This window comes from Pseudomonas sp. GL-B-12 (assembly GCF_019955895.1).
GTDB lineage: Bacteria > Pseudomonadota > Gammaproteobacteria > Pseudomonadales > Pseudomonadaceae > Aquipseudomonas.
Genome location: NZ_JAHBCX010000004.1, coordinates 44,787 through 65,958 on the forward strand (window position 1 = coordinate 44,787; position 21,172 = coordinate 65,958).

The following is a 21,172-nucleotide window of genomic DNA, read 5'->3' on the forward strand; positions in this document are numbered from 1 at the left end:
CAGTTTTTATAGACATTCATCAGATGGACGCGCCATAGGCGCAGGAAAAGAAGCGTTTTGAAGAAATCCACCGCAGCACCTAAACCAGCCGTCGTACCGCTCTGGCGCCAGCACTTGCACTACCGACTCAAGGAAGGTGCGCTGATCGCCATCGGTGCCTTGTGCCTGTTCCTGATGATGGCCTTGTTGACCTATGGCAAGGATGATCCGGGCTGGAGTCATAACAGCAAGATCGACGACGTGCAGAACTTCGGCGGGCCAGCGGGCTCCTACAGCGCCGATATCCTGTTCATGGTGCTGGGTTACTTCGCCTACATCTTCCCGTTGCTGCTGGCCGTCAAGGCATACCAGATCTTCCGCCAGCGTCACGAACCGTGGCAGTGGAGCGGTTGGCTGTTCTCCTGGCGCCTGATCGGCCTGGTGTTCCTGGTGCTGTCGGGCGCCGCTCTGGCCCATATCCATTTCCATGCCGCGACCGGTCTGCCGGCCGGTGCGGGCGGTGCGCTGGGCGAAAGCCTTGGCGACCTGGCCAGGAATGCCTTGAATATCCAGGGCAGCACGCTATTGTTCATTGCGTTGTTCCTGTTCGGCCTGACTGTGTTTACCGACCTGTCGTGGTTCAAGGTGATGGATATCACCGGCAAGATCACCCTCGACCTGTTCGAACTGTTCCAGAACGCCGCCAATCGCTGGTGGGCGGCCCGTACCGAGCGCAAACAGCTGGTTGCCCAGTTGCGTGAAGTCGATGACCGTATGGATGAAGTGGTCGCGCCGAGCGTCACCGACAAGCGCGAGCAGGCCAAGGTCAAGGAACGTCTGATCGAACGTGAGCAAGCCCTGAGCAAGCACATGTCCGAGCGTGAGAAGCAGGTGCCGCCGGTGATTGCACCCGCGCCGCCAAAGCCCGTCGCACCGAGCAAGCGTGTGGAGAAAGAGAAACAGGCGCCGCTGTTCGTCGACAGCGCCGTGGAAGGCACTTTGCCGCCGATCTCGATTCTCGATCCGGCGGAAAAGAAACAGCTCAATTACTCGCCTGAATCCCTGGCTGCGGTTGGCCACTTGCTGGAAATCAAGCTCAAGGAATTCGGCGTTGAAGTCACGGTGGATTCGATTCACCCGGGCCCGGTGATTACCCGTTACGAGATCCAGCCGGCCGCCGGGGTCAAGGTCAGCCGTATTTCCAACCTGGCCAAAGACCTCGCGCGTTCCCTGGCCGTGACCAGCGTGCGCGTGGTGGAAGTGATTCCGGGCAAGACCACGGTCGGTATCGAGATTCCCAACGAGGATCGGCAGATCGTGCGTTTCTCCGAGGTGTTGTCGACCCCCGAGTACGACAACTTCAAGTCGCCGGTCACCCTGGCCCTGGGTCACGACATCGGCGGCAAGCCGGTCATCACCGACCTGGCGAAAATGCCGCACTTGCTGGTGGCCGGTACCACCGGTTCCGGTAAGTCGGTGGGTGTGAACGCGATGATCCTGTCGATCCTGTTCAAGTCTGGCCCGGAAGACGCCAAGCTGATCATGATCGACCCGAAAATGCTCGAACTGTCGATCTACGAAGGCATTCCGCACCTGCTGTGCCCGGTGGTCACCGACATGAAGGACGCCGCCAACGCCCTGCGCTGGAGCGTTGCCGAGATGGAGCGGCGCTACAAGCTGATGGCCAAGATGGGTGTGCGAAACCTGTCGGGCTTCAACGCCAAGGTCAAGGAAGCCCAGGACGCCGGTGAGCCGTTGAGCGATCCGCTGTACAAGCGCGAAAGCATCCACGACGAAGCGCCGCTGCTACAAAAGCTGCCGACCATCGTAGTAGTGGTCGACGAATTCGCCGACATGATGATGATCGTCGGCAAGAAGGTTGAAGAACTGATTGCCCGTATCGCACAAAAGGCGCGTGCGGCCGGTATTCACTTGATCCTTGCGACCCAGCGTCCGTCGGTGGATGTGATCACCGGCCTGATCAAGGCCAACATCCCGACCCGCATGGCGTTCCAGGTATCGAGCAAAATCGACTCCCGGACCATCATCGACCAGGGCGGTGCCGAACAACTGCTCGGCCACGGTGACATGCTCTACATGCCGCCGGGTACCAGCCTGCCGATTCGTGTTCACGGTGCTTTCGTGTCCGACGAAGAGGTTCACCGCGTGGTGGAAGCCTGGAAACTGCGGGGCGCGCCGGAATACAACGACGACATCCTCAATGGCGTCGAAGAGGCGGGCAGCGGCTTTGAAGGCAGCAGCGGTGGCGGCGACGGTGACGATCCCGAGGCCGATGCGCTGTACGACGAAGCGGTGCAGTTCGTGTTGGAAAGCCGTCGCGCCTCCATTTCCGCGGTTCAGCGCAAGCTGAAGATCGGCTACAACCGCGCCGCGCGCATGATCGAAGCCATGGAGATGGCCGGGGTCGTGACGTCCATGAACACCAACGGTTCGCGTGAAGTCCTGGCCCCGGGCCCGGTGCGCGACTGACCCGAGTATGAAAGGGGAGCGCCCATTGGCGCCGCCCGCACTCCCACGAATGTTATGAGGACTCCCATGCGTCTGATCCGCATGCTGTTGCTGCCGGTACTGGCCTTGACCACGCTCCAGGCTAACGCCGATGACAAGGACGTGGCACGCCTGACCCAACTGCTGGAAAAATCCCAGACCCTGACTGCACGTTTCTCGCAACTGACCCTTGATGGTACCGGCACCCAGTTGCAGGAAACCGCCGGTGAGATGTCGCTGCAGCGTCCGGGCCTGTTCTACTGGCACACCGATGCGCCGGCCGAACAGACCATGATCTCCGATGGCAAGAAAGTCACCCTGTGGGACCCGGACCTGGAACAGGCCACCATCAAGAAACTCGACCAGCGCCTGACCCAGACCCCGGCGTTGCTGTTGTCCGGTGACGTGTCCAAGATCAGCCAGAGCTTCGACATCAGCGCCAAGGAAGCCGGCGGCGTGATCGACTTCACCCTCAAGCCGAAAACCAAGGACACCCTGTTCGACAGCCTGCGCCTGTCGTTCCGCAATGGTCTGGTCAATGACATGCAACTGATCGACAGCGTCGGCCAGCGCACCAATATCCTGTTCACCGGGGTGAAGGCCAACGAGCCGATCCCGGCGTCCAAGTTCAAGTTCGACATCCCCAAGGGTGCCGATGTGATTCAAGAGTAATACGCCGAACCTGTGGGAGCGGGCTTGCTCGCGAAGGCGGTGTGTCATTCAATCAAAATGTCGACTGACACGGCCTCTTCGCGAGCAAGCCCGCTCCCACAGGGATCTTTGTCCAATCTCTGGACGGTGTGGCATATAAGCCCAGTGAGGTTTCACAGGTAGTCATGGATCTGTTTCGCAGCACCCCCATCGCCCAGCCCTTGGCCGCCCGCCTGCGTGCGGCCAATCTGGACGAGTACGTCGGTCAGGAGCACGTGCTCGCTCGCGGCAAGCCCTTGCGCGAAGCCCTGGAGCAGGGTGCCCTGCATTCGATGATTTTCTGGGGGCCGCCGGGCGTGGGCAAAACCACCCTGGCGCGATTGCTCGCGGAAGTCTCGGATGCGCACTTCGAAACGGTCTCGGCGGTGCTGGCCGGGGTCAAGGAGATCCGTCAGGCGGTGGAAATCGCCAAGCAGCAGGCCGCGCAGTACGGCCGCCGCACCATCCTGTTCGTCGACGAAGTGCATCGCTTCAACAAGTCCCAACAGGATGCGTTCCTGCCCTATGTCGAAGACGGCACGCTGATTTTCATCGGCGCGACCACGGAAAACCCCTCGTTCGAACTCAATAACGCCTTGCTCTCCCGGGCGCGGGTTTATGTGCTCAAAAGCCTCGACGAAGCGGCCCTGCGCAAACTGGTGCACCGCGCGCTGACCGAAGAGCGTGGCCTGGGCAAGCGCAACCTGACCCTCAGCGACGAGGGCTTCCAGATGCTGCTGTCGGCCGCCGATGGCGATGGTCGGCGCCTGCTCAACCTGCTGGAAAACGCCTCGGACCTGGCGGAGGACAACAGCGAGATCGGCACCGAGCTCCTGCAAAGCCTGCTTGGTGACACCCGTCGGCGGTTCGACAAGGGCGGCGAAGCGTTCTACGACCAGATTTCCGCGCTGCATAAATCGGTGCGCGGCTCCAACCCCGATGGCGCCTTGTATTGGTTCGCACGGATGATCGACGGCGGTTGTGATCCGCTGTACCTGGCCCGGCGCGTGGTGCGCATGGCCAGCGAAGACATCGGCAATGCCGACCCCCGTGCCCTGAGCCTGTGCCTGGCGGCCTGGGAAGTGCAGGAGCGCCTCGGCAGCCCCGAAGGCGAGCTGGCGGTGGCCCAGGCCATCACCTATCTGGCCTGCGCGCCGAAAAGCAACGCGGTGTACATGGGCTTCAAGACTGCATTGCGCGCCGCCGCCGAGCACGGCTCGCTGGAAGTGCCGCTGCACCTGCGCAACGCGCCGACCAAGCTTATGAAGCAGCTGGGCTACGGCGATGAATACCGTTATGCCCACGATGAGCCGGACGCCTATGCCGCTGGCGAAGACTATTTCCCGGAAGAACTCGACCCGATCCCGTTCTATCAGCCCGTGCCCCGTGGCCTGGAGTTGAAGATCGGCGAAAAACTCAATCACCTGGCAAAACTCGACCGTTTAAGCCCAAGGCAGCGGAGAAAATAGTGCTTCCCTTGATCGTTGCGGTTTCCGTCGGCGGGATGGCCGGCACTCTGTTGCGCTTCGCCACCGGCAACTGGATCAACGCGAATTGGCCGCGGCACTTCTATACCGCGACGCTGGCCGTTAATATCGTGGGCTGTTTGCTGATCGGCGTTCTATACGGTCTGTTTTTGATACGCCCGGAGGTGCCCATCGAGGTGCGTGCCGGGTTGATGGTTGGCTTCCTCGGGGGGCTGACGACTTTTTCATCCTTTTCACTGGATACGGTGCGCCTGCTGGAAAGCGGGCAAGTGCCGCTGGCCCTGGGCTATGCGGCGCTCAGCGTATTCGGCGGGCTGCTTGCCACCTGGGCCGGCCTGTCCTTGACCAAACTTTGATAAACGAGAAACCGACATGCTCGATTCCAAACTGTTACGTAGCAACCTTCAGGACGTAGCGGACCGCCTGGCATCCCGTGGCTATACCCTGGATGTTGCGCGCATCGAAGCGCTGGAAGAACAGCGCAAGACCGTCCAGACCCGCACCGAAGCACTGCAGGCTGAACGTAACGCGCGCTCCAAATCCATCGGTCAGGCCAAGCAGCGCGGCGAAGACATCGCGCCGCTGATGGCGGACGTCGAGCGCATGGCGGGCGAATTGAGCACCGGTAAAGTCGAACTGGACGCGATCCAGAGCGAACTCGACTCGATCCTGCTGGGTATCCCCAACCTGCCGCACGAATCGGTACCGGTCGGCGAAGACGAAGACGGCAACGTCGAAGTGCGCCGTTGGGGCACCCCGACTGCCTTCGATTTCCCGGTTCAGGACCACGTGGCCCTGGGCGAGAAGTTCGGCTGGCTGGATTTTGAAACCGCCGCCAAGCTGTCCGGCGCCCGTTTCGCCCTGCTGCGCGGCCCGATCGCCCGTCTGCACCGCGCCCTGGCGCAGTTCATGATCAACCTGCATGTCACCGAGCATGGCTATGAAGAGGCTTACACGCCTTATCTGGTCCAGGCCCCGGCGCTGCAAGGCACCGGTCAGTTGCCGAAGTTCGAAGAAGACCTGTTCAAGATCGCGCGCGAAGGCGAGGCTGATCTGTACCTGATCCCGACCGCCGAAGTGTCGCTGACCAACATCGTCGCCGGTGAAATCGTCGACTCGAAACTGCTGCCGATCAAGTTCGTCGCCCACACACCGTGCTTCCGCAGTGAAGCCGGCGCATCGGGCCGCGATACCCGCGGCATGATCCGCCAGCACCAGTTCGACAAGGTTGAAATGGTGCAGATCGTCGAGCCGTCGCAGTCGATGGAAGCGCTGGAAGGCCTGACCGCCAACGCCGAGAAAGTCCTGCAACTGCTGGAACTGCCTTACCGCACCCTGGCGCTGTGCACCGGCGACATGGGCTTCAGCGCGGTCAAGACCTACGACCTGGAAGTGTGGATCCCGAGCCAGGACAAGTACCGCGAAATTTCGTCGTGCTCCAACTGTGGCGACTTCCAGGCCCGCCGTATGCAAGCGCGTTTCCGCAACCCGGAAACCGGCAAGCCGGAACTGGTACACACCCTGAACGGCTCCGGTCTTGCAGTCGGTCGTACCCTGGTGGCGGTGCTCGAGAACTATCAGCAGGCCGACGGTTCGATCCGTGTGCCTGAGGTGCTCAAGCCGTACATGGGTGGCCTTGAGGTCATCGGCTAAATGAACTATCTGCCGCTGTTCCATAACCTTCGCGGCAGTCGTGTGTTGGTCGTCGGCGGGGGGGAGATTGCCTTGCGCAAATCTCGCCTGCTGGCCGATGCCGGTGCGCTGCTGCGGGTGGTTGCACCTGAAATCGAAGCGCAACTGCGCGAACTGGTTGCCGGCAGCGGTGGCGAGTGCCTGCTACGTGGCTACGCCGAGGCGGATCTGGACGGTTGCGGGCTGATCATTGCCGCCACCGACGACGAAGCGCTGAACGCACAAGTTTCCGCCGATGCCCATCGGCGTTGCGTGCCGGTCAACGTGGTGGACGCGCCAGCCCTGTGCAGCGTGATCTTCCCGGCCATCGTTGATCGTTCCCCACTGATTATCGCAGTGTCCAGCGGCGGCGATGCGCCGGTGCTGGCACGTTTGATCCGCGCCAAGATCGAAACCTGGATTCCTTCCACCTACGGTCACCTGGCCGGTTTGGCGGCGCGATTCCGTCATCAGGTCAAAGGTCTGTTTCCGGATGTGCAGCAGCGTCGGGCGTTCTGGGAAGATGTTTTCCAGGGACCGATTGCCGACCGGCAACTGGCCGGGCAGGGCGGTGAAGCCGAGCGTCTGCTCCAGGCGAAAATCGATGGCGAAGCGCCAGTGGCGACCGGTGAGGTCTATCTGGTGGGCGCAGGGCCAGGTGACCCCGACCTGCTGACGTTCAAGGCGTTGCGTCTGATGCAGCAAGCCGACGTGGTGTTGTACGACCGCTTGGTGGCGCCAGCGATTCTCGAACTGTGCCGTCGCGATGCCGAGCGGGTTTACGTCGGCAAGCGCCGTGCCGATCACGCGGTGCCGCAGGACCAGATCAACCAGCAATTGGTGGACCTGGCCAAGCAGGGCAAGCGCGTGGTGCGATTGAAGGGCGGCGATCCGTTCATCTTCGGTCGTGGTGGTGAGGAGATCGAAGAACTGGCAGCCCATGGCATCCCGTTCCAGGTCGTGCCGGGGATCACGGCGGCCAGCGGTTGCGCGGCCTATGCCGGGATTCCGCTGACCCACCGCGATTATGCGCAGTCGGTGCGTTTCATCACCGGCCACCTCAAGGACGGCTCCAGCGATTTGCCATGGGCCGATCTGGTGGCCCCGGCGCAAACCCTGGTGTTCTACATGGGGCTGGTGGGCTTGCCGGTCATCTGCGAACAGCTGATCAAGCATGGACGCGCCGCCGATACCCCGGCGGCACTGATCCAGCAGGGCACTACGGTCAACCAGCGGGTGTTTACCGGCACCCTGGCGGACCTGCCACGACTGGTGGCGGAGCATGAAGTGCATGCGCCGACATTGGTGATCGTCGGCGAAGTGGTGCAACTGCGCGAGAAACTGGCGTGGTTCGAAGGGGCTCAGGGGCAGGTCTAGAGGCCGAGTCGACCCCATTCGCGAGCAAGCCCGCTCCCACATTGGATTAGTGAACGACACAAATCCCCTGTGGGAGCGGGCTTGCTCGCGAAGAGGCCCTCAAATTCACCGCAAAATTCAGATCAAGCTCAGGCCGTGCGCCAAACCCCTTTCCCACTCAACCGCTCCCGATCATGGGCCGCGGTAAAGTCCTGCGCCGGACCTTTGGGCACCACACCCGTCGGGTTGATGGTGCGGTGGCTGGCGTAGTAGTGGTTCTTGATGTGGGTGAAGTCCACCGTCTCGGCGATCCCCGGCCACTGATAGATTTCCCGCAGCCAGTTCGACAGGTTCGGATAATCGGCGATCCGCCGCAGGTTGCACTTGAAGTGCCCGTAGTACACCGCATCGAAGCGAATCAGCGTGGTGAACAGGCGGATGTCCGCTTCGGTCAGGTACTCGCCAGCCAGATAGCGGTTGGCGCCCAGCAGCAGTTCCAGCCGGTCCAGTTCGGCAAACACATCATCGAACGCTTCTTCATAAGCCTGTTGAGAGGTGGCAAACCCGGCGCGGTACACGCCATTGTTCACTGCCGGATAAATCCGCTCGTTCAGCGCATCGATCTCTCCGCGCAGCGGCGCCGGGTAGAAGTCCAGGTCGTTACCGGTCAGATCGTCGAAGGCGCCATTGAACATGCGGATGATTTCCGATGATTCATTGTTGACGATGCGATTCTGTTGTTTGTCCCAAAGCACCGGTACGGTGACGCGGCCGGTGTAGTCGGCGGTGTCGGCGGTGTAGCGCTGGTGCATGAAGTCGAAGTGATCGAGCCTGTCGCCGGTCGAACCGAGGCTCTGGTCGAAGGTCCAGCCATTTTCCAGCATCAACCAACTGACCACCGAGACGTCGATCAGCTTTTCGAGGCCTTTGAGTTTGCGCAGGATCAGCGTGCGATGAGCCCACGGACAGGCCAGGGACACATACAGGTGATAGCGCCCGGGCTCGGCCGCAAAACCGCCGACGCCGGTCGGTCCCGGCTTGCCGTCAGCGGTCAACCAGTTGCGACGCTGCGCCTGTTCACGCTGGAACGCGCCGTCCTTGCTGCTTTCGTACCACTTGTCCTGCCAGCGGCCATCAACTAACAAACCCATGTTCAAGACTCCTGAAACCCATAATCGATGGAGTCGAGTCTATTCCGATGAGTTCGAACAAAAAGCGCAAAGATCGGGCGTGAATGATCGATTAAATCGATTTGTCCCGCGCAGCCCAGTATTTTTCAGCGGTTTCGAGGGCCTGTTCGCGGCTCTGTCCGAGGCCACGCAGTGCCAGGGCCATGGTCGAGATCAGGGCCATTTGCGGGTAGCTGTCGACGACATCGCCACGCCATACCGCTTTCAAATGTTCAGGTTCAAGCGAGGCAGGTTTGACGTGACGCTGCGCCGACAACTGCGGCCATTCCTCATCCCAACTAACACCGCCGGTGGTGCCGTACAGGTGACTGTCGGCGTCCGGGTTGATCTCGATCTCGCCGCCATCGCCCTTGATCACGATGGCGGTGTCACCCAGCAGGCCGCTGGCATCGCGATGCACCGCCTGATAACCCGGGTGGAAAATGCTCTGCAGACCGCAACGGGCGCCCAGCGGATTGAGAATCCGCGCCAGCGAGTGGATGGGCGAACGCAGGCCCAGGGTGTTGCGCAGGTCGATCATGCGTTGCAGCTGTGGCGCCCAGTCCATCAATGGCATGAAGGCCAGGCCGCCGTTATCCAGTGCCGAACCCACCTGTTGCCAGTTGCGGCACAGCGGGATGTTCAGTTCGCCCAGCAGTTGCTCGCTGTACAGCCGACCGGCCGTGTGGGCGCCGCCGCCGTGCATGAAAATCCGCACGCCGTTTTGCGCCAGGCACTTGGCTGCCAGCAGATACCACGGTAGATGGCGTTTCTTGCCTGCATAGGTCGGCCAATCCAGATCCACCGCCAGAGCCGGAGGATTCAGACGTTCACGCAAGGCTTCGGTGAAGCCCGCCATCTCTTCCGCGCTTTCTTCCTTGTGCCGCAACAACATCAGGAATGCGCCGAGTTGGGTTTCCTCGACCTTTTCATCGAACACCATGCCCATGGCTTCGCGGGCTTCGACCCGGGTCAAATCGCGGGCGCCGCGCTTGCCTTTGCCAAGGATCCGCACGAACTGGGCGAACGGATGCTCGGCGGGGGTTTCGAGGGTCAGTGCTGGATAATCAGTCATAAGCAATTCGTCGGTTTGGGCAGGCCCGCCAGTTTCGCGGCGAGTTTGGCGGGAGTGCCTTTGAACAGTCGGTTCAGGTGCAGGCTGTTGCCTTTTTCCGGGCCGAGTTTCAGGGCGGTGTATTTGATCAACGGGCGGGTGGCCGGTGACAGCTGGAATTCGGCGTAGAAACTGCGCAGCAGTTCGAGGACTTCCCAGTGTTCGGGCGTCAACTCGATGTCTTCGGTAGCCGCCAGGGCACTGGCCACATCGGCGGACCAGTCACTCAGTTCGACCAGGAAACCATCCTTGTCCAGCTCGATGGCGCGGGCGCCGACCGTCAATGCATTCATAGCCAACTGTTGACCTTGTCGTAGTGAATCGACAGCTCGACGAAGGCCGGGTAATCGATGGCCCGGGCCCAGTCTGGAACCGCAAGCGCGCGGGCCTGGGCATCTTCAGCCAGGACGAACAGCTTCAGGCCACGTGCGCTGAGTGTCGTGAACGGTGCGGTGCCTGGCTGCAACGCATAGGCCGCATCACCGGACAACAGCAACCCGTCGTTGGCGCCGATCACGCGCAGGCAACTGGTCAGGCGTTCGTCGCCGAACGGGGAATGAGACAACACATGCAAAGTCGACATCAGAGGGTGATCACCTGGTCGTAACGGTCAATGAGGGCGGTGATTTCGTGGGCGGTCAACACCTGGGCTTCTTCCAGCGACAGGCCGCTGGGGTCCAGGCCACGTTGGGCGATACTGTCGCCGCAGGCAAACAGTTCCTCGACACCGAACATCGGCAGGGCCTGCAGGTTGGCGCTCAGGTCTTTCTGTTGCAGGGCCTTGGCATTCTGACTGGCGGCCAGCTGGAACACGCCGTCATCGAGAAACAACAGGCCAATCGGCAGGTCGAAGGCGCCGCCGGCCAGCACGATATCCAGCGCTTCACGCGCGCCTGGGCCGGACCATGGCGACTGGCGGCTGATGATCAACAAGGATTTGGCCATGTCATGCGCCTCCGAAACAGATCAGACGGTCGGCATCCTGCGCGGCGTCATGCAATTGGCCGAGGCCGGACAATTCCCACGGCGCACCGACGGCTACCGCCTCGCGCTGATAGCGCTTGGCTTCTTCCTCGTTCAACACGCCACGACGCAGGGCGGCGGCGATGCACACCACGCCATCGAGTTGATGGTCGCTGACGAATGCCCGCCATTGCTTGGGCAAGTCCAGTTCATCCTGGGGCGTGACCACGCTGCCGGATGCGTTGTAGACGCCATCCTGGTAGAAAAACAACCGGACAATCTCGTGCCCGCCGGCCAGCGCCGCTTGGGCGAACAGCAGGGCGCGGCGCGAGGAGGGCGCATGGGCGGCGGAAAACACGGCGATGGCGAACTTCATGACGGACTCGATCAGCGAAACTGCGGCCATGATAATGCTTTATCGGCGGGGCGGCGAAGAGCGTTTACTCGTAGACCGTGTCGCCCCCTTCGCGAGCAAGCCCGCTCCCACATTTGATCTCCAGTGTTCACACGATCAATGTGGGAGCGGCGGTGCGGCGATCCGACTTGCTCGCGAAGGCGGCCGAACAGGCGATGTAAGTCTCAGCGCGGCATATACCCCAACTGCCAACGCCGCGGGATCCTCAACGACAACACCCCGAGCCCGGCAGCCAGCAGGCCACTGGCAAACAACGCCTTGAGCCCCAGGTGATGTTCCAGCACGGCACCGAGTACCGCGCCGGCGAACATGCCGGTCCAGGGGATCAGTTGCACACGCCAGCCGTTACGGCGCTCGCCGAGCATCCAGCGTCCCAGTCCGCGGCCGAAACGCGACAGGGCACCGGTGATGTAAGTCAGGCCGACCGGCAGGCCGTTCACTTCTTCCACCGCGGCATTGAGCATGCCCATTGCAATGATCGCCGCCAGCAGGGCTGGCAGTTGCGCATCATAAGGCCAGGCCGCGGCGGCGCACAGCAGGGTGGTGATGCACAACAACAAGGGCAGGGCCCGGCGTCTGCCTAGCCGGCTGACGATAATGCCCAGCGCGTTGCCGACGATGAAAGTGGCGACGAGGATCACCAGGCGCAGGGTCAACCCAAGGTTGCCAGTACTGATGGCGACCGCCATCCGGGTGGTATTGCCGCTCATGAACGAGACGAAGTCGCCGCTGGCCATGAAGCCGATGGCGTCGGTCATGCCGGCGAGTACCGAGAGCATGGCCACCAGGCTCAGGCCTATGCGCCCGCGCTATTTCTGCGTGTGCAAGTGCCCGGGGCTGGCGTGGGTCCTGGCGGTGTTGGGCAGCATCGGCGAAGGTATCCCTGAACAGTGCTTAGGGTTTTATCCCATTCAACTCGCAATATTCCAGCCAGTCCATGCCGGCCATTTCCGCCACTTCCCGGTGCACTTCCAGGCGCTGCGCTTGGTAATCCTGGGGTGTGGCGGTGGTTAACTGCAACGTCAGTTCCCAAGCGAACAACTTCTGGCGTTCTGCTTCAGCTTCAAACGCTTCGTGCAGCCGTTCCTCGCGATACTGAGCCGCCGTTTCACCCTTGGCCTGAGCCAACAGCGGGTTGAGGTGGTCGAGTTCTTCGCGCAACTCGGGGCGCGCATCAAGAAACCTCTTGAGTGCTTGCTCATGTTGCAGTTCGGTTGCCGCCATGGTCGCTCCTTGAGAACGGATTACGAGGATTGCTTCTTGCTGGCCTTGGCCGCTGCCGCCAGGCATTCGAGGGCAAACTGTTCGGTGTAGGTCATCTGGATCGGCGTGGTTTCGCCTTTGACGGTTCTTTCACCGTCGAGGATGTAGCGAATCCGCTTGTCGGTGACGCCGATTCGCTTGGCAATCCAGGAAGGCGTCTGACCGATCTGGCTGATCAGCTTGTCGGCATATTCAGTGCTCGGTTTGTAGAACTCGGCATTAGGTGTCATCAGGTTTCCAGTCAGGGGGCGATGCAACGTTATTGGCGCAACAGGGTGCGCGAATCGTTGCGCGCTGTCGCGGTATAAATGCAGTAAAGCAGAACGATACGGGCTGCCGGGGTGATAAAGTCCGCTTTTTCCTGATGAGTGAATGCAATGCGAATTCTGATGGTGGCGCTGGCCGTGACGTTGCTGGCGGGTTGCGCCGGCTCGGCGATGAACGATGCCCGCACCAAGGCTCCGTACAAGACCCTGAACTCGGAAAAACCGGCAAAAGACGTCGCCCAGTGCGTGCAGTTTTCCTGGCAGGACGAGGGCGTCTTCGGCGTCGATGCGGCGGCGTATTTGCAGCCAGGGGAGAAGGGTGGCACGACCGTTTACACCCGTTCGGCGGAGTCCTTCGTCGACGTGACCACCGATGCCTCGGGCACGGTGTTGAGCTACTACGCACAGAAGGATGATTTCGTGGCCAAGCGCCGGCTGGCGGCGTTGGCGACTTGCCTGTGACCTGAAGGCTAACGCAAGTCCCTTGTGGGTTTTTGTACTGATCAGTAGTTCAGGCGCTTCTGGAAGAAGAAGTGCTTGTGGCCCGGCGGGTAATCGGCAATGTGCCCGATCTCGCTGTAGCCGCATTTCTTGTAGAACTCCGGCGCCTGGAATTCAAAGGTGTCGAGCCACAGCCCGACGCAATTCCGTTCCCGCGCCAGGTCTTCGGCCATCTGCATCAGTTTCGAACCCAGGCCCTGTCCCCGTGCCTGTTCCGGCACCACCAGCAAGTCGACGTACAGCCACTGGTAAAACAATCGGCCATGCAGGCCGCCGAGGATCTCGTCGTTGTCGTCGCGCACCAGCAAGGCGATGTGCTCAGGCACGTTACCTTCGGCCTTCGAGCCGTTGTAGGCGCGCAGCGGTTTTAGGATGGCCTGGCGTTGTTCTTCCGTGGGGTTTGGTGATAGTTCGATACGCAGGTTCATGGCTATATCCATATGGCATTGAAGCCGCAGCCTATCCCGGTTGCAGCGATTGTTCCATCCCCGGAAAAGTTGAACCGTCGCCAACGCGCAGCTTGCTTGAGGGGGCAAACGCTGTCCGTTTTCACTTAACATGTGGACCCTCAGACAAATAACAGGACGCGTTGTCATGTCGAACACAGCCGAGCGGGTCAACATCCTTGAGTCTCAGGTGTTGTCCCACGACTGGTACCTGCTCAAGAAAATCACCTTCGATTACCGCCGCAACAACGGCGAGTGGCAACGCCAGACGCGGGAGGTCTACGACCGTGGCAACGGCGCGGCGATTCTGTTGTACAACCGCGAAAAGAGGACCGTGGTACTGACCCGGCAATTTCGCCTGCCGGTGTTCGTCAACGGCCACGATGGGCTGTTGATCGAAGTGGCGGCGGGGCTGCTGGAAGGCGCGGCGCCTGAAGACCGCATCCGCGATGAAGCGGAGGAAGAGACGGGGTATCGCGTGCACCATGTGCAGAAGGTGTTCGAGGCGTACATGAGTCCCGGTTCGGTGACGGAAAAACTGCACTTCTTCGTTGCCGAATACGACGCAAAGTCGAAAGTCAGTGACGGTGGCGGGCTGGAGTCGGAAACCGAAGAACTGGAAGTGCTGGAGTGGGCGTTCGACGACGCGCTCGAAGCGTTTTACCGCGGCGAAATCTGCGATGCCAAGACCATCATGTTGTTGCAGTATGCGGCGATGAAAAACCTCTTCGCCGGCTAACGTATGCGCTTCCTGTGGCGAGCGAGCTTGCTCCGGGCGGCGATCCGACGTTGGGCTGCGCAGCAGCCCCGGTATCTTGAATGTTTGAAGATGATTGGCCAGTGCTTCGCACTGGAACGGGAGCAAGCTCCCTCGCCACAAGTGCAGTGCGTCCCTAAAACAAGTCATCCATGCGACTGGCGCCCGACCACTCGCAGCCCTCCAGCGTCAGCAACAACTCCTTCGCCTCAAGCCCGCCGGCAAACCCGGTCAACTTCCCCGACGCGCCAATCACCCGATGACAGGGCGCGACAATCGAAATCGGGTTCTTGCCATTCGCCGCACCCACCGCCCTGACCGCCGCCGGGTTGCCGATCTGTTCGGCTATCTGGCTGTAGCTGCGGGTCTCGCCGAACGGGATGGTCAGCAGCGCCGCCCAGACCTTCTTCTGAAATTCCGTGCCGGCAAAATCCAGTTCCAGTTCGAAGCGATCGCGGGTGCCGGAAAAGTATTCGTGCAACTGCGCAGCCGTGCGTACCAGGATCGGGTTGTCCGGCGCTTCGCTCATCGGCCCCAGGCGCACCCGGCCGGGTTTGTCGTTTTCCCAGAGGATGGCCGCCAGTCGTGAACCGTTCGCGACCAGCTTCAACTGGCCGACAGGTGAAGCCAAGGAGGTGCAGGTATAGGTCATGCCAGGGCTCGCGGGAAATTGCTGAGCAGGCGTTAAGGATACTGTCTCGACGGGGAGGCGCAAACCGTAATCCCGACCATACTTGGCTACGGCTTTTGAAGCGTTTTCCTACGAAATAACAAGAAGAGACTGACTCATGAAGTACGAACCTTTTGCCAAATCGACTACGGCATGAACATCCAGGAAACGGTGGATGCACCGCGTTTCCACCAGCAGTGGCTGCTGGAGGAAACCAACCTGGAAGCCTTCACCACCAGCCCGGACACGGTGAAAATCCTCGAGAGCTGGGGCCACAAGTTCGCCGGTCTACAGGATGCCAACCACCTGGCGGCGATCCTGGTCGGGGCGCCGTCCCTGGGTGGCAAGCCGGTCGGCAAGAACCGTTTCTACGGGGCGAACGACCCACGGCGTAACACCGGGTTGTCGCTGGGTTATTGAAGGTTGTGTCTGGAGGGGGACGGGCTTATGTTCGTCCCCTGATCCCTCGGCATATCAAGGAAGGAAGTCATGACCACTGCACTGTTAATCATCGACGTTCAGCAGGCATTGTGCTCCGGTGAGTACGAGTGTTTCGAGATCGGACGGGTTATCGATACGATCAACGATCTCTCGGCCCGGGCCCGCAAGGCCGAAGTTCCTGTGGTGCTGATCCAGCACGAAGAAGCGGACAGTCCGCTGGCGCATGGCGCTGCCGGCTGGCAACTGGCCGAAGGGCTGGAAACTTCGCCCAAGGACCACCGCGTGCGCAAGACCACGCCGGATTCGTTCTATCAGACCCACCTGCAAAAACTGTTGCCGAAAGAGGACTTCGAGCGCTTGGTCATCTGCGGCCTGCAGACTGATTACTGCGTCAACGCCACCGTGCGCCAGGCCCTGAAACTGGGCTACGACGTGGTGCTGGCGGGCGACGCGCATTCCACCGTCGACAACGGCAACCTGACCGCCGAAGACATCATTGCCGAGCACAACAAGGACCTGAAGCGCCTGACCGGTTCCGTGGCGCGGATCGATGTGATACCGGCCAAGGACATCCACTTCTGATACCACCACATTCCCCCTGTGGGAGCGGGCTTGCCCGCGATGAGGCCAGCACATTCAACATTGATGTTGGCTGACCCTCCGCTATCGCGAGCAAGCTCGCTCCCACAGTAATCCCGGTCGCTGGCAGATGTTGCGTACACCCACTAACCCCTGTGGGAGCGAGCTTGCTCGCGATGGCGTCATTACAGCCAGCATTGATGTCGGCTGACCCACCGCTATCGCGAGCAAGCTCGCTCCACAATAATTTCGGTCGCTGGCAGATTTTGCGTACACCCACCAACCCTGTGGGAGCGGGCTTGCCCGTGATGAGGCCAGCACATTCAACATTGATGCTGGCTGACCCACCGCTATCGCGAGCAAGCTCGCTCCCACAGTAATTTCGGTCGCTCGCAGATTTCGCGTACACCCACTAACCCTGTGGGAGCGAGCTTGCTCGCGATGGCGTCATTACAGCCAGCATCGGCGTTGACTGACCCACCGCTCCCACAGGACCTACGGCGCTCCGAAAATCTCGATCAGCTCATTGAGGAACGCACTCACCAGGTCCCGCTGCCGCGCCGAATGCCGCACCGCCGCATGAAAACTGACTTCATAGCGCAACAGGTCCGGGTTCAGCGGGTGTAACTGCCCCAGCTGTTCATGGCGGGTCGCGTAGTGCTGCGGCAGAAACCCCAGGTGCTGGCCGGACAGGATCAGCAGGGCTGCGCCGTCCATGCTGTCGGTGAGTACGGTCAGGCGCTCGATGGACGTGGGGGCCGGCATTTCCGGCAGCGGATGGCTCGGCCAGACCCAGTCGAACCCGCTGACATCTTCGCGAGTCAGTGCGCCGACTTGCCCGAACAACGGATGCGAGGGTGCGCAATAAGCGATCTGGGTTTCCGGGAACAGCGGGAAATAATCGATGCTGGGCAAGCGATGCCAGAAGTAACCGATGGCCAGGTCGATATGGCCGTTGATGATTTTTTCTTCCAGCAGCGACGACGACAGTTCGGTGAAGTGGAAGTACAGCCCCTCGTGCCGCGCCCGCAATCGGGCAATGGCCTGGCCGATTTTCTTGTTCGCCACGGGGTCGATTTGCCCCAGCAGGCCGATGTTGATGCTGCCCGAGACTTTGCGGTTGATGTGCTGCACCTCGACCCGAAAACCTTCGGCCGCTGCCAGCAAGCGCCGGGCCGCGTCGATGAACCGAGTGCCTTTGGGCGTTACCGAAAACCCGCCGCGCCCGCGTTCGCACAGACGGAAACCGACCCGGGCTTCCAGCGTCGCCAACTGCGCACTGATCGTGGGTTGCGTGGTGTTGAGGGCGGTTTGTGCCGCCGAGATGCCGCCCGCTTCGACGACGGTCAGAAATACCCGGATCAGGCGCAGATCCAGCTCCGTTACAGTTCCCAGCATGGGGGCTCCCGATTCTCGCTTACATAGATGTTGATCTATGTGAACAGTGTGCCTGCGATATTTTATTGCCCGGACTCACGCCCTACATTGCCGTGAAGCCAGCGTCATCGTCAGCTTTTTCTGGAGTTTTACCTGAACTGGACGTCGTAGCGAGCGCTGTACCCACAAAAACAACAAACAACAGCATAGGAACAATCGTATGTCAGGTTCCCCAGTGTCTGCGCACGCCGCCGAGGCGAGCGGCGGGTTGGCCATCGAAGGTCACTCCATCGACTACATCCCGGAAAACGAACGCCACGCCAAACTCAGCAGTCAGGGGCCTTTCTGGTTTCTGGGCAACTTCCACTTCTTCACCATCTCCATCGGTTTTGTTGGCCCGAGCCTCGGCTTGTCGGCGCTGTGGACCATGCTCGCCGGTGCCCTGGGCATTATGTTCGGCACCATTTTCATGGCGTTTCACGGGTCTCAGGGCCCGGAAATGGGCCTGCCGCAGATGATCCAGTCCCGCGCCCAGTTCGGCTATCGCGGGGTGATCCTGGCGTTGATGGCGACGATGTTTGTGTTCGTCGGTTTCAACGTGGTGAACATCTCGCTGATCATGAACGGCCTTGAACATGTGTTCGGCATTAACCCGACCATCGTCGCCGTGGCGGTGGTGCTGATCGGCGCGCTGTTGTCGATCTACGGCCACGACCTGATGCACAAGGCCTTCAAGTGGGCCTTGCTGGCGACCTTGCCGTTGTACGCACTGGTGACCATCGCCCTGATTTTCGGTGCGGGTCAGGAAGGCGTCACGCCGGCGACCGACCTGGGCTTCAACTGGGTGGCCTTCGCCACGCTGTTCGCCATCGGTGCCAGCTACAACATTTCCTATGCACCCTACGTGTCTGACTATTCCCGTTACCTGCCGAAAAACACCAGCCGGGCGAAACTGATCGCGGCGGTGTTCATCGGCGCCTCGTTGTCCGGCAGTTGGATGATCGGCCTCGGTGCCTGGCTGGCCCAGGAGCTGAAAGCAGCGGATGCGCTGGTGGCGTTGAACCAGGTCGGCTCCTCGATGGTGCCGGGGTTGGGCAACTTGCTGGTGATCGTCTCGGTGGCGGGCTTCCTGCCGATCATCGCCCTCAACACCTACAGCGCCATGCTGACGCTGCTGACCGGCGTCGACTCGATCAGGAAAATCACCCCGACACCCCGTGCCCGTGTGCTGTCGATCAGTGTGATCAGCGTCATTCTGTTGACCTGCGTGCTGTCGATCAAAGGTGACGGCATCGCGCTGTTGAACACCTTCCTGGTGTTGTTGCTCTACTTCCTCGTGCCGTGGACTGCGGTCAACCTGGTGGACTACTTCTTCGTGCGCAAGGGCCGATATGCGATCCCGCATTTCTTCACGCCAAACGGCATCTACGGCGCCTGGCAATTTCGCGGCATCGTCTCGTACCTGATCGGCTTCGCCGCCATGGTGCCGTTCTTCTACATCTTCGATGCCGCCGCCGGCAAAGAGGTCTTCGTCGGCCCGCTGGCGCGAGTGCTGGAAGGCGTGGACATCGCCTGGCTGGTGGGCCTGGTGGTGTCGGGGTTGACCTACTACCTGCTCAGCCGCTCGATTGATCTGGCCGCCGAACGCCGGGTGATCGATGCGCTGAGCGAGAGCGACATTGTCGCCATGACCCATTCATCTGCGGAGGCAGGGCATTGAACAGCGTAAAAAATACCGTGGTCGCCTGTTGCCAACTGGCACCGAAAATCGGCGACCTGGCCTACAACCGCACACTGACCGAACGCGCGATTCGCCAGGCAGCCTTTCAAGGCGCGCAGGTCGTGGTGTTGCCGGAACTGGTGCAGAGCGGCTATCTGTTTGCCGACCGCTTTGAGGCGCTGTCGCTGGCGGAAACCACTGATGGCCCGATATTGCAGCTTTGGCATGCCCTGGCCCGTGAGCTGAACCTGGTGATCGTCGGCGGATTCTGTGAGCGCCTGCCCGGTGATGAACTGGCCAACAGCGCGGCGATGATCGACGCCAATGGCCTGCGCGCGGTGTACCGCAAGGCGCATCTGTGGGATGCCGAGAAGGACATCTTCACGGCCGGCGATGCGCCACCGCCGGTGGTCGAAACGGTGCATGGGCGGCTCGGCATGCTGATCTGCTACGACCTGGAATTCCCCGAGTGGGTGCGTCTTCCGGCGCTGGCCGGGGCCGATCTGCTGTGTGCACCGGTCAACTGGCCCGACGGCCCGCGGCCGCAGACCGAGCGCCCGGCCGAAGTGCTGCGGGTGCAGGCCAATGCCTCGGTCAACCGCATGTTCATCGCCGCCTGTGATCGCTATGGCCATGAGCGCGGGGTCGGCTGGGTCCAGGGTTCGGTCATCGTCGATGCCGATGGTTACCCGTTGGCCGGGCCGGCGGAGCAGGGCGGCGAGCAGATGTTGCTGGCCACCCTGAACCTCGCCGAGGCGCGCAACAAACGCATCAGCGCGCGCAATGATTTGCATAAGGATCGGCGGCCGCAGTTGTACGGGGGGTGAACAGCAAACGTATTTGGTTACCGAAGCAGGGGGTTCATTTTAGTTCAAATCAAAGCGCGTCTTTCCTGGTAATCCCAGGAAACCCCATTAAAACCGGCTCGATTACCCTCACTACTCTCCGACTTGAGGCCTAAGGCTAGTATGCGCAAGAAGTTGCGCACTACCCCTCAAACACACTTCTTGAAAAGCGCTGCAGGCCACGATCCATGAAGCTCCAGCCAAGTGCGCAAGAAGTTGCGCACCACTGCGCAACTTCTTGCGCACTTCCAGCCGGGTTTTCTTCGCCAAAAAGGGAAATAGGCTACAAGTCGAAACTAAGTTGTTGTTATTTAAATATATTTTAAAAGTGGCACAAACCTTGATCTGTTGGTGGGACCTTGGCAGGCAAATCGGCCTTTCAAGTCTTATTTTTCAGCAAGGAGAGCCTCCATGGCCACACCCGCTTACATGTCCATCACCGGCACCAAGCAAGGCTTGATCACCGCTGGCGCCTTCACCGCGGATTCGGTGGGCAATACCTACCAGGAAGGTCACGAAGACGAAGTCATGGTCCAGGGTTTCGAGCACGAAGTGATCATCCCTCGTGACCCGCAGTCCGGCCAGCCCACCGGCCAGCGCATACACAAGCCGGTGGTCATCACCAAAGTTTTCGATAAGGCCTCGCCGCTGCTGCTGGCGGCACTGACGTCGGGCGAGCGTTTGACGTCGATCGAAATCAAGTGGTACCGCACCTCGGCGGCCGGCACCCAGGAGCACTATTACACCACCAAACTTGAAGACGCGATCATCGTCGACATCAAAGACTGCATGCACAACTGCCAGGACCCGGCGAACGCGCACTTTACCCATCTGGAAGATGTGCACTTCACCTATCGCAAGATCACCTGGACCCACGAAGTCTGCGGCACCTCCGGTTCCGATGACTGGCGTACGCCGGTCGCCGGCTAAGGCGCACCGCATGGTGCCGGCTATG

At 60.9% G+C, this 21,172-nt stretch carries 24 protein-coding genes and 1 pseudogene; 13 read left to right on the forward strand and 12 right to left on the reverse strand.

Translation table 11 applies throughout. From position 1 onward, the window contains the following. Positions 1 to 57: 57 nt before the first annotated feature. From KGA85_RS02235 to cysG, 6 genes are all read left to right on the forward strand, one after another. Complete coding sequence (locus KGA85_RS02235; protein WP_223542865.1) at positions 58 to 2,469, forward strand: DNA translocase FtsK; 2,412 nt, start codon at positions 58 to 60, stop codon at positions 2,467 to 2,469. Between the two features lie 66 nt (positions 2,470 to 2,535). Then, positions 2,536 to 3,159, forward strand: coding sequence for an outer membrane lipoprotein chaperone LolA (gene lolA, locus KGA85_RS02240; RefSeq protein WP_223453983.1), 624 nt, complete (start codon positions 2,536 to 2,538; stop codon positions 3,157 to 3,159). 164 nt (positions 3,160 to 3,323) lie between these two features. Further along, positions 3,324 to 4,646, forward strand: a complete 1,323-nt coding sequence (locus tag KGA85_RS02245; RefSeq protein ID WP_223453985.1) for a replication-associated recombination protein A — start codon at positions 3,324 to 3,326, stop codon at positions 4,644 to 4,646. Then, positions 4,646 to 5,020 carry a fluoride efflux transporter CrcB gene (gene crcB / locus KGA85_RS02250; RefSeq protein ID WP_008049383.1) on the forward strand — a complete coding sequence of 125 codons (375 nt, stop codon included), beginning with the start codon at positions 4,646 to 4,648 and terminating at the stop codon, positions 5,018 to 5,020. The genes KGA85_RS02245 and crcB overlap by 1 nt, the downstream gene beginning before the upstream one ends. 16 nt (positions 5,021 to 5,036) lie before the next feature. Continuing rightward, complete coding sequence (serS, locus tag KGA85_RS02255) at positions 5,037 to 6,317, forward strand: serine--tRNA ligase (protein WP_223453987.1); 1,281 nt, start codon at positions 5,037 to 5,039, stop codon at positions 6,315 to 6,317. Beyond that, on the forward strand, positions 6,318 to 7,712 hold the full coding sequence (cysG, locus tag KGA85_RS02260; RefSeq protein WP_223453989.1) for a siroheme synthase CysG: 1,395 nt from the start codon (positions 6,318 to 6,320) through the stop codon (positions 7,710 to 7,712). It begins immediately after the preceding gene. Positions 7,713 to 7,840: 128 nt separating this feature from the next. Here cysG and KGA85_RS02265 read toward each other — a convergent pair whose 3' ends face one another. The 9 genes from KGA85_RS02265 to KGA85_RS02305 form a co-directional block, all read right to left on the reverse strand. Continuing rightward, positions 7,841 to 8,842 (reverse strand): glutathione S-transferase family protein, encoded by a 1,002-nt coding sequence (locus KGA85_RS02265; protein WP_223453991.1) that lies wholly within the window; start codon positions 8,840 to 8,842, stop codon positions 7,841 to 7,843. A gap of 91 nt (positions 8,843 to 8,933) precedes the next feature. Beyond that, positions 8,934 to 9,935 (reverse strand): glycosyl transferase family protein, encoded by a 1,002-nt coding sequence (locus KGA85_RS02270; protein ID WP_223453993.1) that lies wholly within the window; start codon positions 9,933 to 9,935, stop codon positions 8,934 to 8,936. Further along, positions 9,932 to 10,267 (reverse strand): TusE/DsrC/DsvC family sulfur relay protein, encoded by a 336-nt coding sequence (locus KGA85_RS02275; protein WP_223447804.1) that lies wholly within the window; start codon positions 10,265 to 10,267, stop codon positions 9,932 to 9,934. Before KGA85_RS02275 ends, KGA85_RS02270 begins: the two co-directional genes overlap by 4 nt. Further along, entirely contained in the window at positions 10,264 to 10,557 is a 294-nt protein-coding gene (gene tusB / locus KGA85_RS02280) for a sulfurtransferase complex subunit TusB (protein ID WP_223453995.1), read from the reverse strand. The genes KGA85_RS02275 and tusB overlap by 4 nt, the downstream gene beginning before the upstream one ends. Next, positions 10,557 to 10,919, reverse strand: a complete 363-nt coding sequence (gene tusC, locus KGA85_RS02285) for a sulfurtransferase complex subunit TusC (protein ID WP_223453996.1) — start codon at positions 10,917 to 10,919, stop codon at positions 10,557 to 10,559. The genes tusB and tusC overlap by 1 nt, the downstream gene beginning before the upstream one ends. Before the next feature lies 1 nt (position 10,920). Then, on the reverse strand, positions 10,921 to 11,313 hold the full coding sequence (tusD, locus tag KGA85_RS02290) for a sulfurtransferase complex subunit TusD (protein WP_223454093.1): 393 nt from the start codon (positions 11,311 to 11,313) through the stop codon (positions 10,921 to 10,923). 203 nt (positions 11,314 to 11,516) lie between these two features. Further along, complete coding sequence (locus tag KGA85_RS02295) at positions 11,517 to 12,152, reverse strand: YoaK family protein (RefSeq protein WP_411741603.1); 636 nt, start codon at positions 12,150 to 12,152, stop codon at positions 11,517 to 11,519. A gap of 94 nt (positions 12,153 to 12,246) precedes the next feature. Then, complete coding sequence (locus KGA85_RS02300) at positions 12,247 to 12,576, reverse strand: DUF6388 family protein (RefSeq protein WP_223453998.1); 330 nt, start codon at positions 12,574 to 12,576, stop codon at positions 12,247 to 12,249. A gap of 20 nt (positions 12,577 to 12,596) precedes the next feature. Next, a complete protein-coding gene (locus KGA85_RS02305; RefSeq protein WP_008015571.1) occupies positions 12,597 to 12,845 on the reverse strand; it encodes a hypothetical protein in 249 nt (82 codons plus the stop codon). A gap of 147 nt (positions 12,846 to 12,992) precedes the next feature. On the opposite strand from KGA85_RS02305, the gene KGA85_RS02310 reads away from it, so the two are divergent. Further along, positions 12,993 to 13,343, forward strand: coding sequence for a hypothetical protein (locus KGA85_RS02310; protein WP_223454000.1), 351 nt, complete (start codon positions 12,993 to 12,995; stop codon positions 13,341 to 13,343). A gap of 41 nt (positions 13,344 to 13,384) precedes the next feature. Here KGA85_RS02310 and KGA85_RS02315 read toward each other — a convergent pair whose 3' ends face one another. Next, complete coding sequence (locus tag KGA85_RS02315; protein ID WP_223531873.1) at positions 13,385 to 13,810, reverse strand: GNAT family N-acetyltransferase; 426 nt, start codon at positions 13,808 to 13,810, stop codon at positions 13,385 to 13,387. Between the two features lie 166 nt (positions 13,811 to 13,976). On the opposite strand from KGA85_RS02315, the gene KGA85_RS02320 reads away from it, so the two are divergent. Next, positions 13,977 to 14,567, forward strand: coding sequence for an NUDIX domain-containing protein (locus tag KGA85_RS02320; RefSeq protein ID WP_223454004.1), 591 nt, complete (start codon positions 13,977 to 13,979; stop codon positions 14,565 to 14,567). 154 nt (positions 14,568 to 14,721) lie between these two features. On the opposite strand, the gene KGA85_RS02325 is transcribed toward KGA85_RS02320, so the two are convergent. Further along, positions 14,722 to 15,237, reverse strand: coding sequence for a methylated-DNA--[protein]-cysteine S-methyltransferase (locus KGA85_RS02325; RefSeq protein ID WP_223542866.1), 516 nt, complete (start codon positions 15,235 to 15,237; stop codon positions 14,722 to 14,724). Positions 15,238 to 15,396: 159 nt separating this feature from the next. Between KGA85_RS02325 and KGA85_RS02330 the strand changes: the two are divergent. Both KGA85_RS02330 and KGA85_RS02335 read left to right on the forward strand, forming a co-directional pair. Then, a pseudogene (locus KGA85_RS02330) lies at positions 15,397 to 15,675 on the forward strand (gamma-glutamyltransferase); the annotation flags it as partial. Positions 15,676 to 15,744: 69 nt separating this feature from the next. Then, complete coding sequence (locus tag KGA85_RS02335; protein WP_223454008.1) at positions 15,745 to 16,278, forward strand: cysteine hydrolase family protein; 534 nt, start codon at positions 15,745 to 15,747, stop codon at positions 16,276 to 16,278. A gap of 492 nt (positions 16,279 to 16,770) precedes the next feature. On the opposite strand, the gene KGA85_RS02340 is transcribed toward KGA85_RS02335, so the two are convergent. Further along, on the reverse strand, positions 16,771 to 17,673 hold the full coding sequence (locus KGA85_RS02340) for a LysR family transcriptional regulator (protein ID WP_223542867.1): 903 nt from the start codon (positions 17,671 to 17,673) through the stop codon (positions 16,771 to 16,773). Positions 17,674 to 17,872: 199 nt separating this feature from the next. Here KGA85_RS02340 and KGA85_RS02345 point away from each other — a divergent pair, with 199 nt between their 5' ends. From KGA85_RS02345 to KGA85_RS02355, 3 genes are all read left to right on the forward strand, one after another. Further along, positions 17,873 to 19,372 carry a purine-cytosine permease family protein gene (locus KGA85_RS02345; protein WP_223454012.1) on the forward strand — a complete coding sequence of 500 codons (1,500 nt, stop codon included), beginning with the start codon at positions 17,873 to 17,875 and terminating at the stop codon, positions 19,370 to 19,372. Beyond that, a complete protein-coding gene (locus KGA85_RS02350) occupies positions 19,369 to 20,199 on the forward strand; it encodes a nitrilase family protein (protein WP_223542868.1) in 831 nt (276 codons plus the stop codon). The genes KGA85_RS02345 and KGA85_RS02350 overlap by 4 nt, the downstream gene beginning before the upstream one ends. A 429-nt stretch (positions 20,200 to 20,628) precedes the next feature. Continuing rightward, positions 20,629 to 21,147 (forward strand): Hcp family type VI secretion system effector, encoded by a 519-nt coding sequence (locus KGA85_RS02355; protein WP_223542869.1) that lies wholly within the window; start codon positions 20,629 to 20,631, stop codon positions 21,145 to 21,147. Positions 21,148 to 21,172 lie beyond the last annotated feature (25 nt).

Coding starts and splice junctions, on each gene's coding strand:
- KGA85_RS02245 (WP_223453985.1), top strand. CDS start 3,324: ATGGATCTGTTTCGCAGCACCCCCATCGCCCAGCCCTTGGCCGCCCGC.
- KGA85_RS02270 (WP_223453993.1), bottom strand. CDS start 9,935: ATGACTGATTATCCAGCACTGACCCTCGAAACCCCCGCCGAGCATCCG.
- KGA85_RS02320 (WP_223454004.1), top strand. CDS start 13,977: ATGTCGAACACAGCCGAGCGGGTCAACATCCTTGAGTCTCAGGTGTTG.
- serS (WP_223453987.1), top strand. CDS start 5,037: ATGCTCGATTCCAAACTGTTACGTAGCAACCTTCAGGACGTAGCGGAC.
- KGA85_RS02335 (WP_223454008.1), top strand. CDS start 15,745: ATGACCACTGCACTGTTAATCATCGACGTTCAGCAGGCATTGTGCTCC.
- tusC (WP_223453996.1), bottom strand. CDS start 10,919: ATGGCCAAATCCTTGTTGATCATCAGCCGCCAGTCGCCATGGTCCGGC.
- KGA85_RS02340 (WP_223542867.1), bottom strand. CDS start 17,673: ATGCTGGGAACTGTAACGGAGCTGGATCTGCGCCTGATCCGGGTATTT.
- KGA85_RS02305 (WP_008015571.1), bottom strand. CDS start 12,845: ATGACACCTAATGCCGAGTTCTACAAACCGAGCACTGAATATGCCGAC.
- tusB (WP_223453995.1), bottom strand. CDS start 10,557: ATGTCGACTTTGCATGTGTTGTCTCATTCCCCGTTCGGCGACGAACGC.
- KGA85_RS02265 (WP_223453991.1), bottom strand. CDS start 8,842: ATGGGTTTGTTAGTTGATGGCCGCTGGCAGGACAAGTGGTACGAAAGC.
- cysG (WP_223453989.1), top strand. CDS start 6,318: ATGAACTATCTGCCGCTGTTCCATAACCTTCGCGGCAGTCGTGTGTTG.
- lolA (WP_223453983.1), top strand. CDS start 2,536: ATGCGTCTGATCCGCATGCTGTTGCTGCCGGTACTGGCCTTGACCACG.
- KGA85_RS02310 (WP_223454000.1), top strand. CDS start 12,993: ATGCGAATTCTGATGGTGGCGCTGGCCGTGACGTTGCTGGCGGGTTGC.
- KGA85_RS02345 (WP_223454012.1), top strand. CDS start 17,873: ATGTCAGGTTCCCCAGTGTCTGCGCACGCCGCCGAGGCGAGCGGCGGG.
- KGA85_RS02325 (WP_223542866.1), bottom strand. CDS start 15,237: ATGACCTATACCTGCACCTCCTTGGCTTCACCTGTCGGCCAGTTGAAG.
- KGA85_RS02275 (WP_223447804.1), bottom strand. CDS start 10,267: ATGAATGCATTGACGGTCGGCGCCCGCGCCATCGAGCTGGACAAGGAT.
- KGA85_RS02355 (WP_223542869.1), top strand. CDS start 20,629: ATGGCCACACCCGCTTACATGTCCATCACCGGCACCAAGCAAGGCTTG.
- KGA85_RS02315 (WP_223531873.1), bottom strand. CDS start 13,810: ATGAACCTGCGTATCGAACTATCACCAAACCCCACGGAAGAACAACGC.
- tusD (WP_223454093.1), bottom strand. CDS start 11,313: ATGAAGTTCGCCATCGCCGTGTTTTCCGCCGCCCATGCGCCCTCCTCG.
- KGA85_RS02300 (WP_223453998.1), bottom strand. CDS start 12,576: ATGGCGGCAACCGAACTGCAACATGAGCAAGCACTCAAGAGGTTTCTT.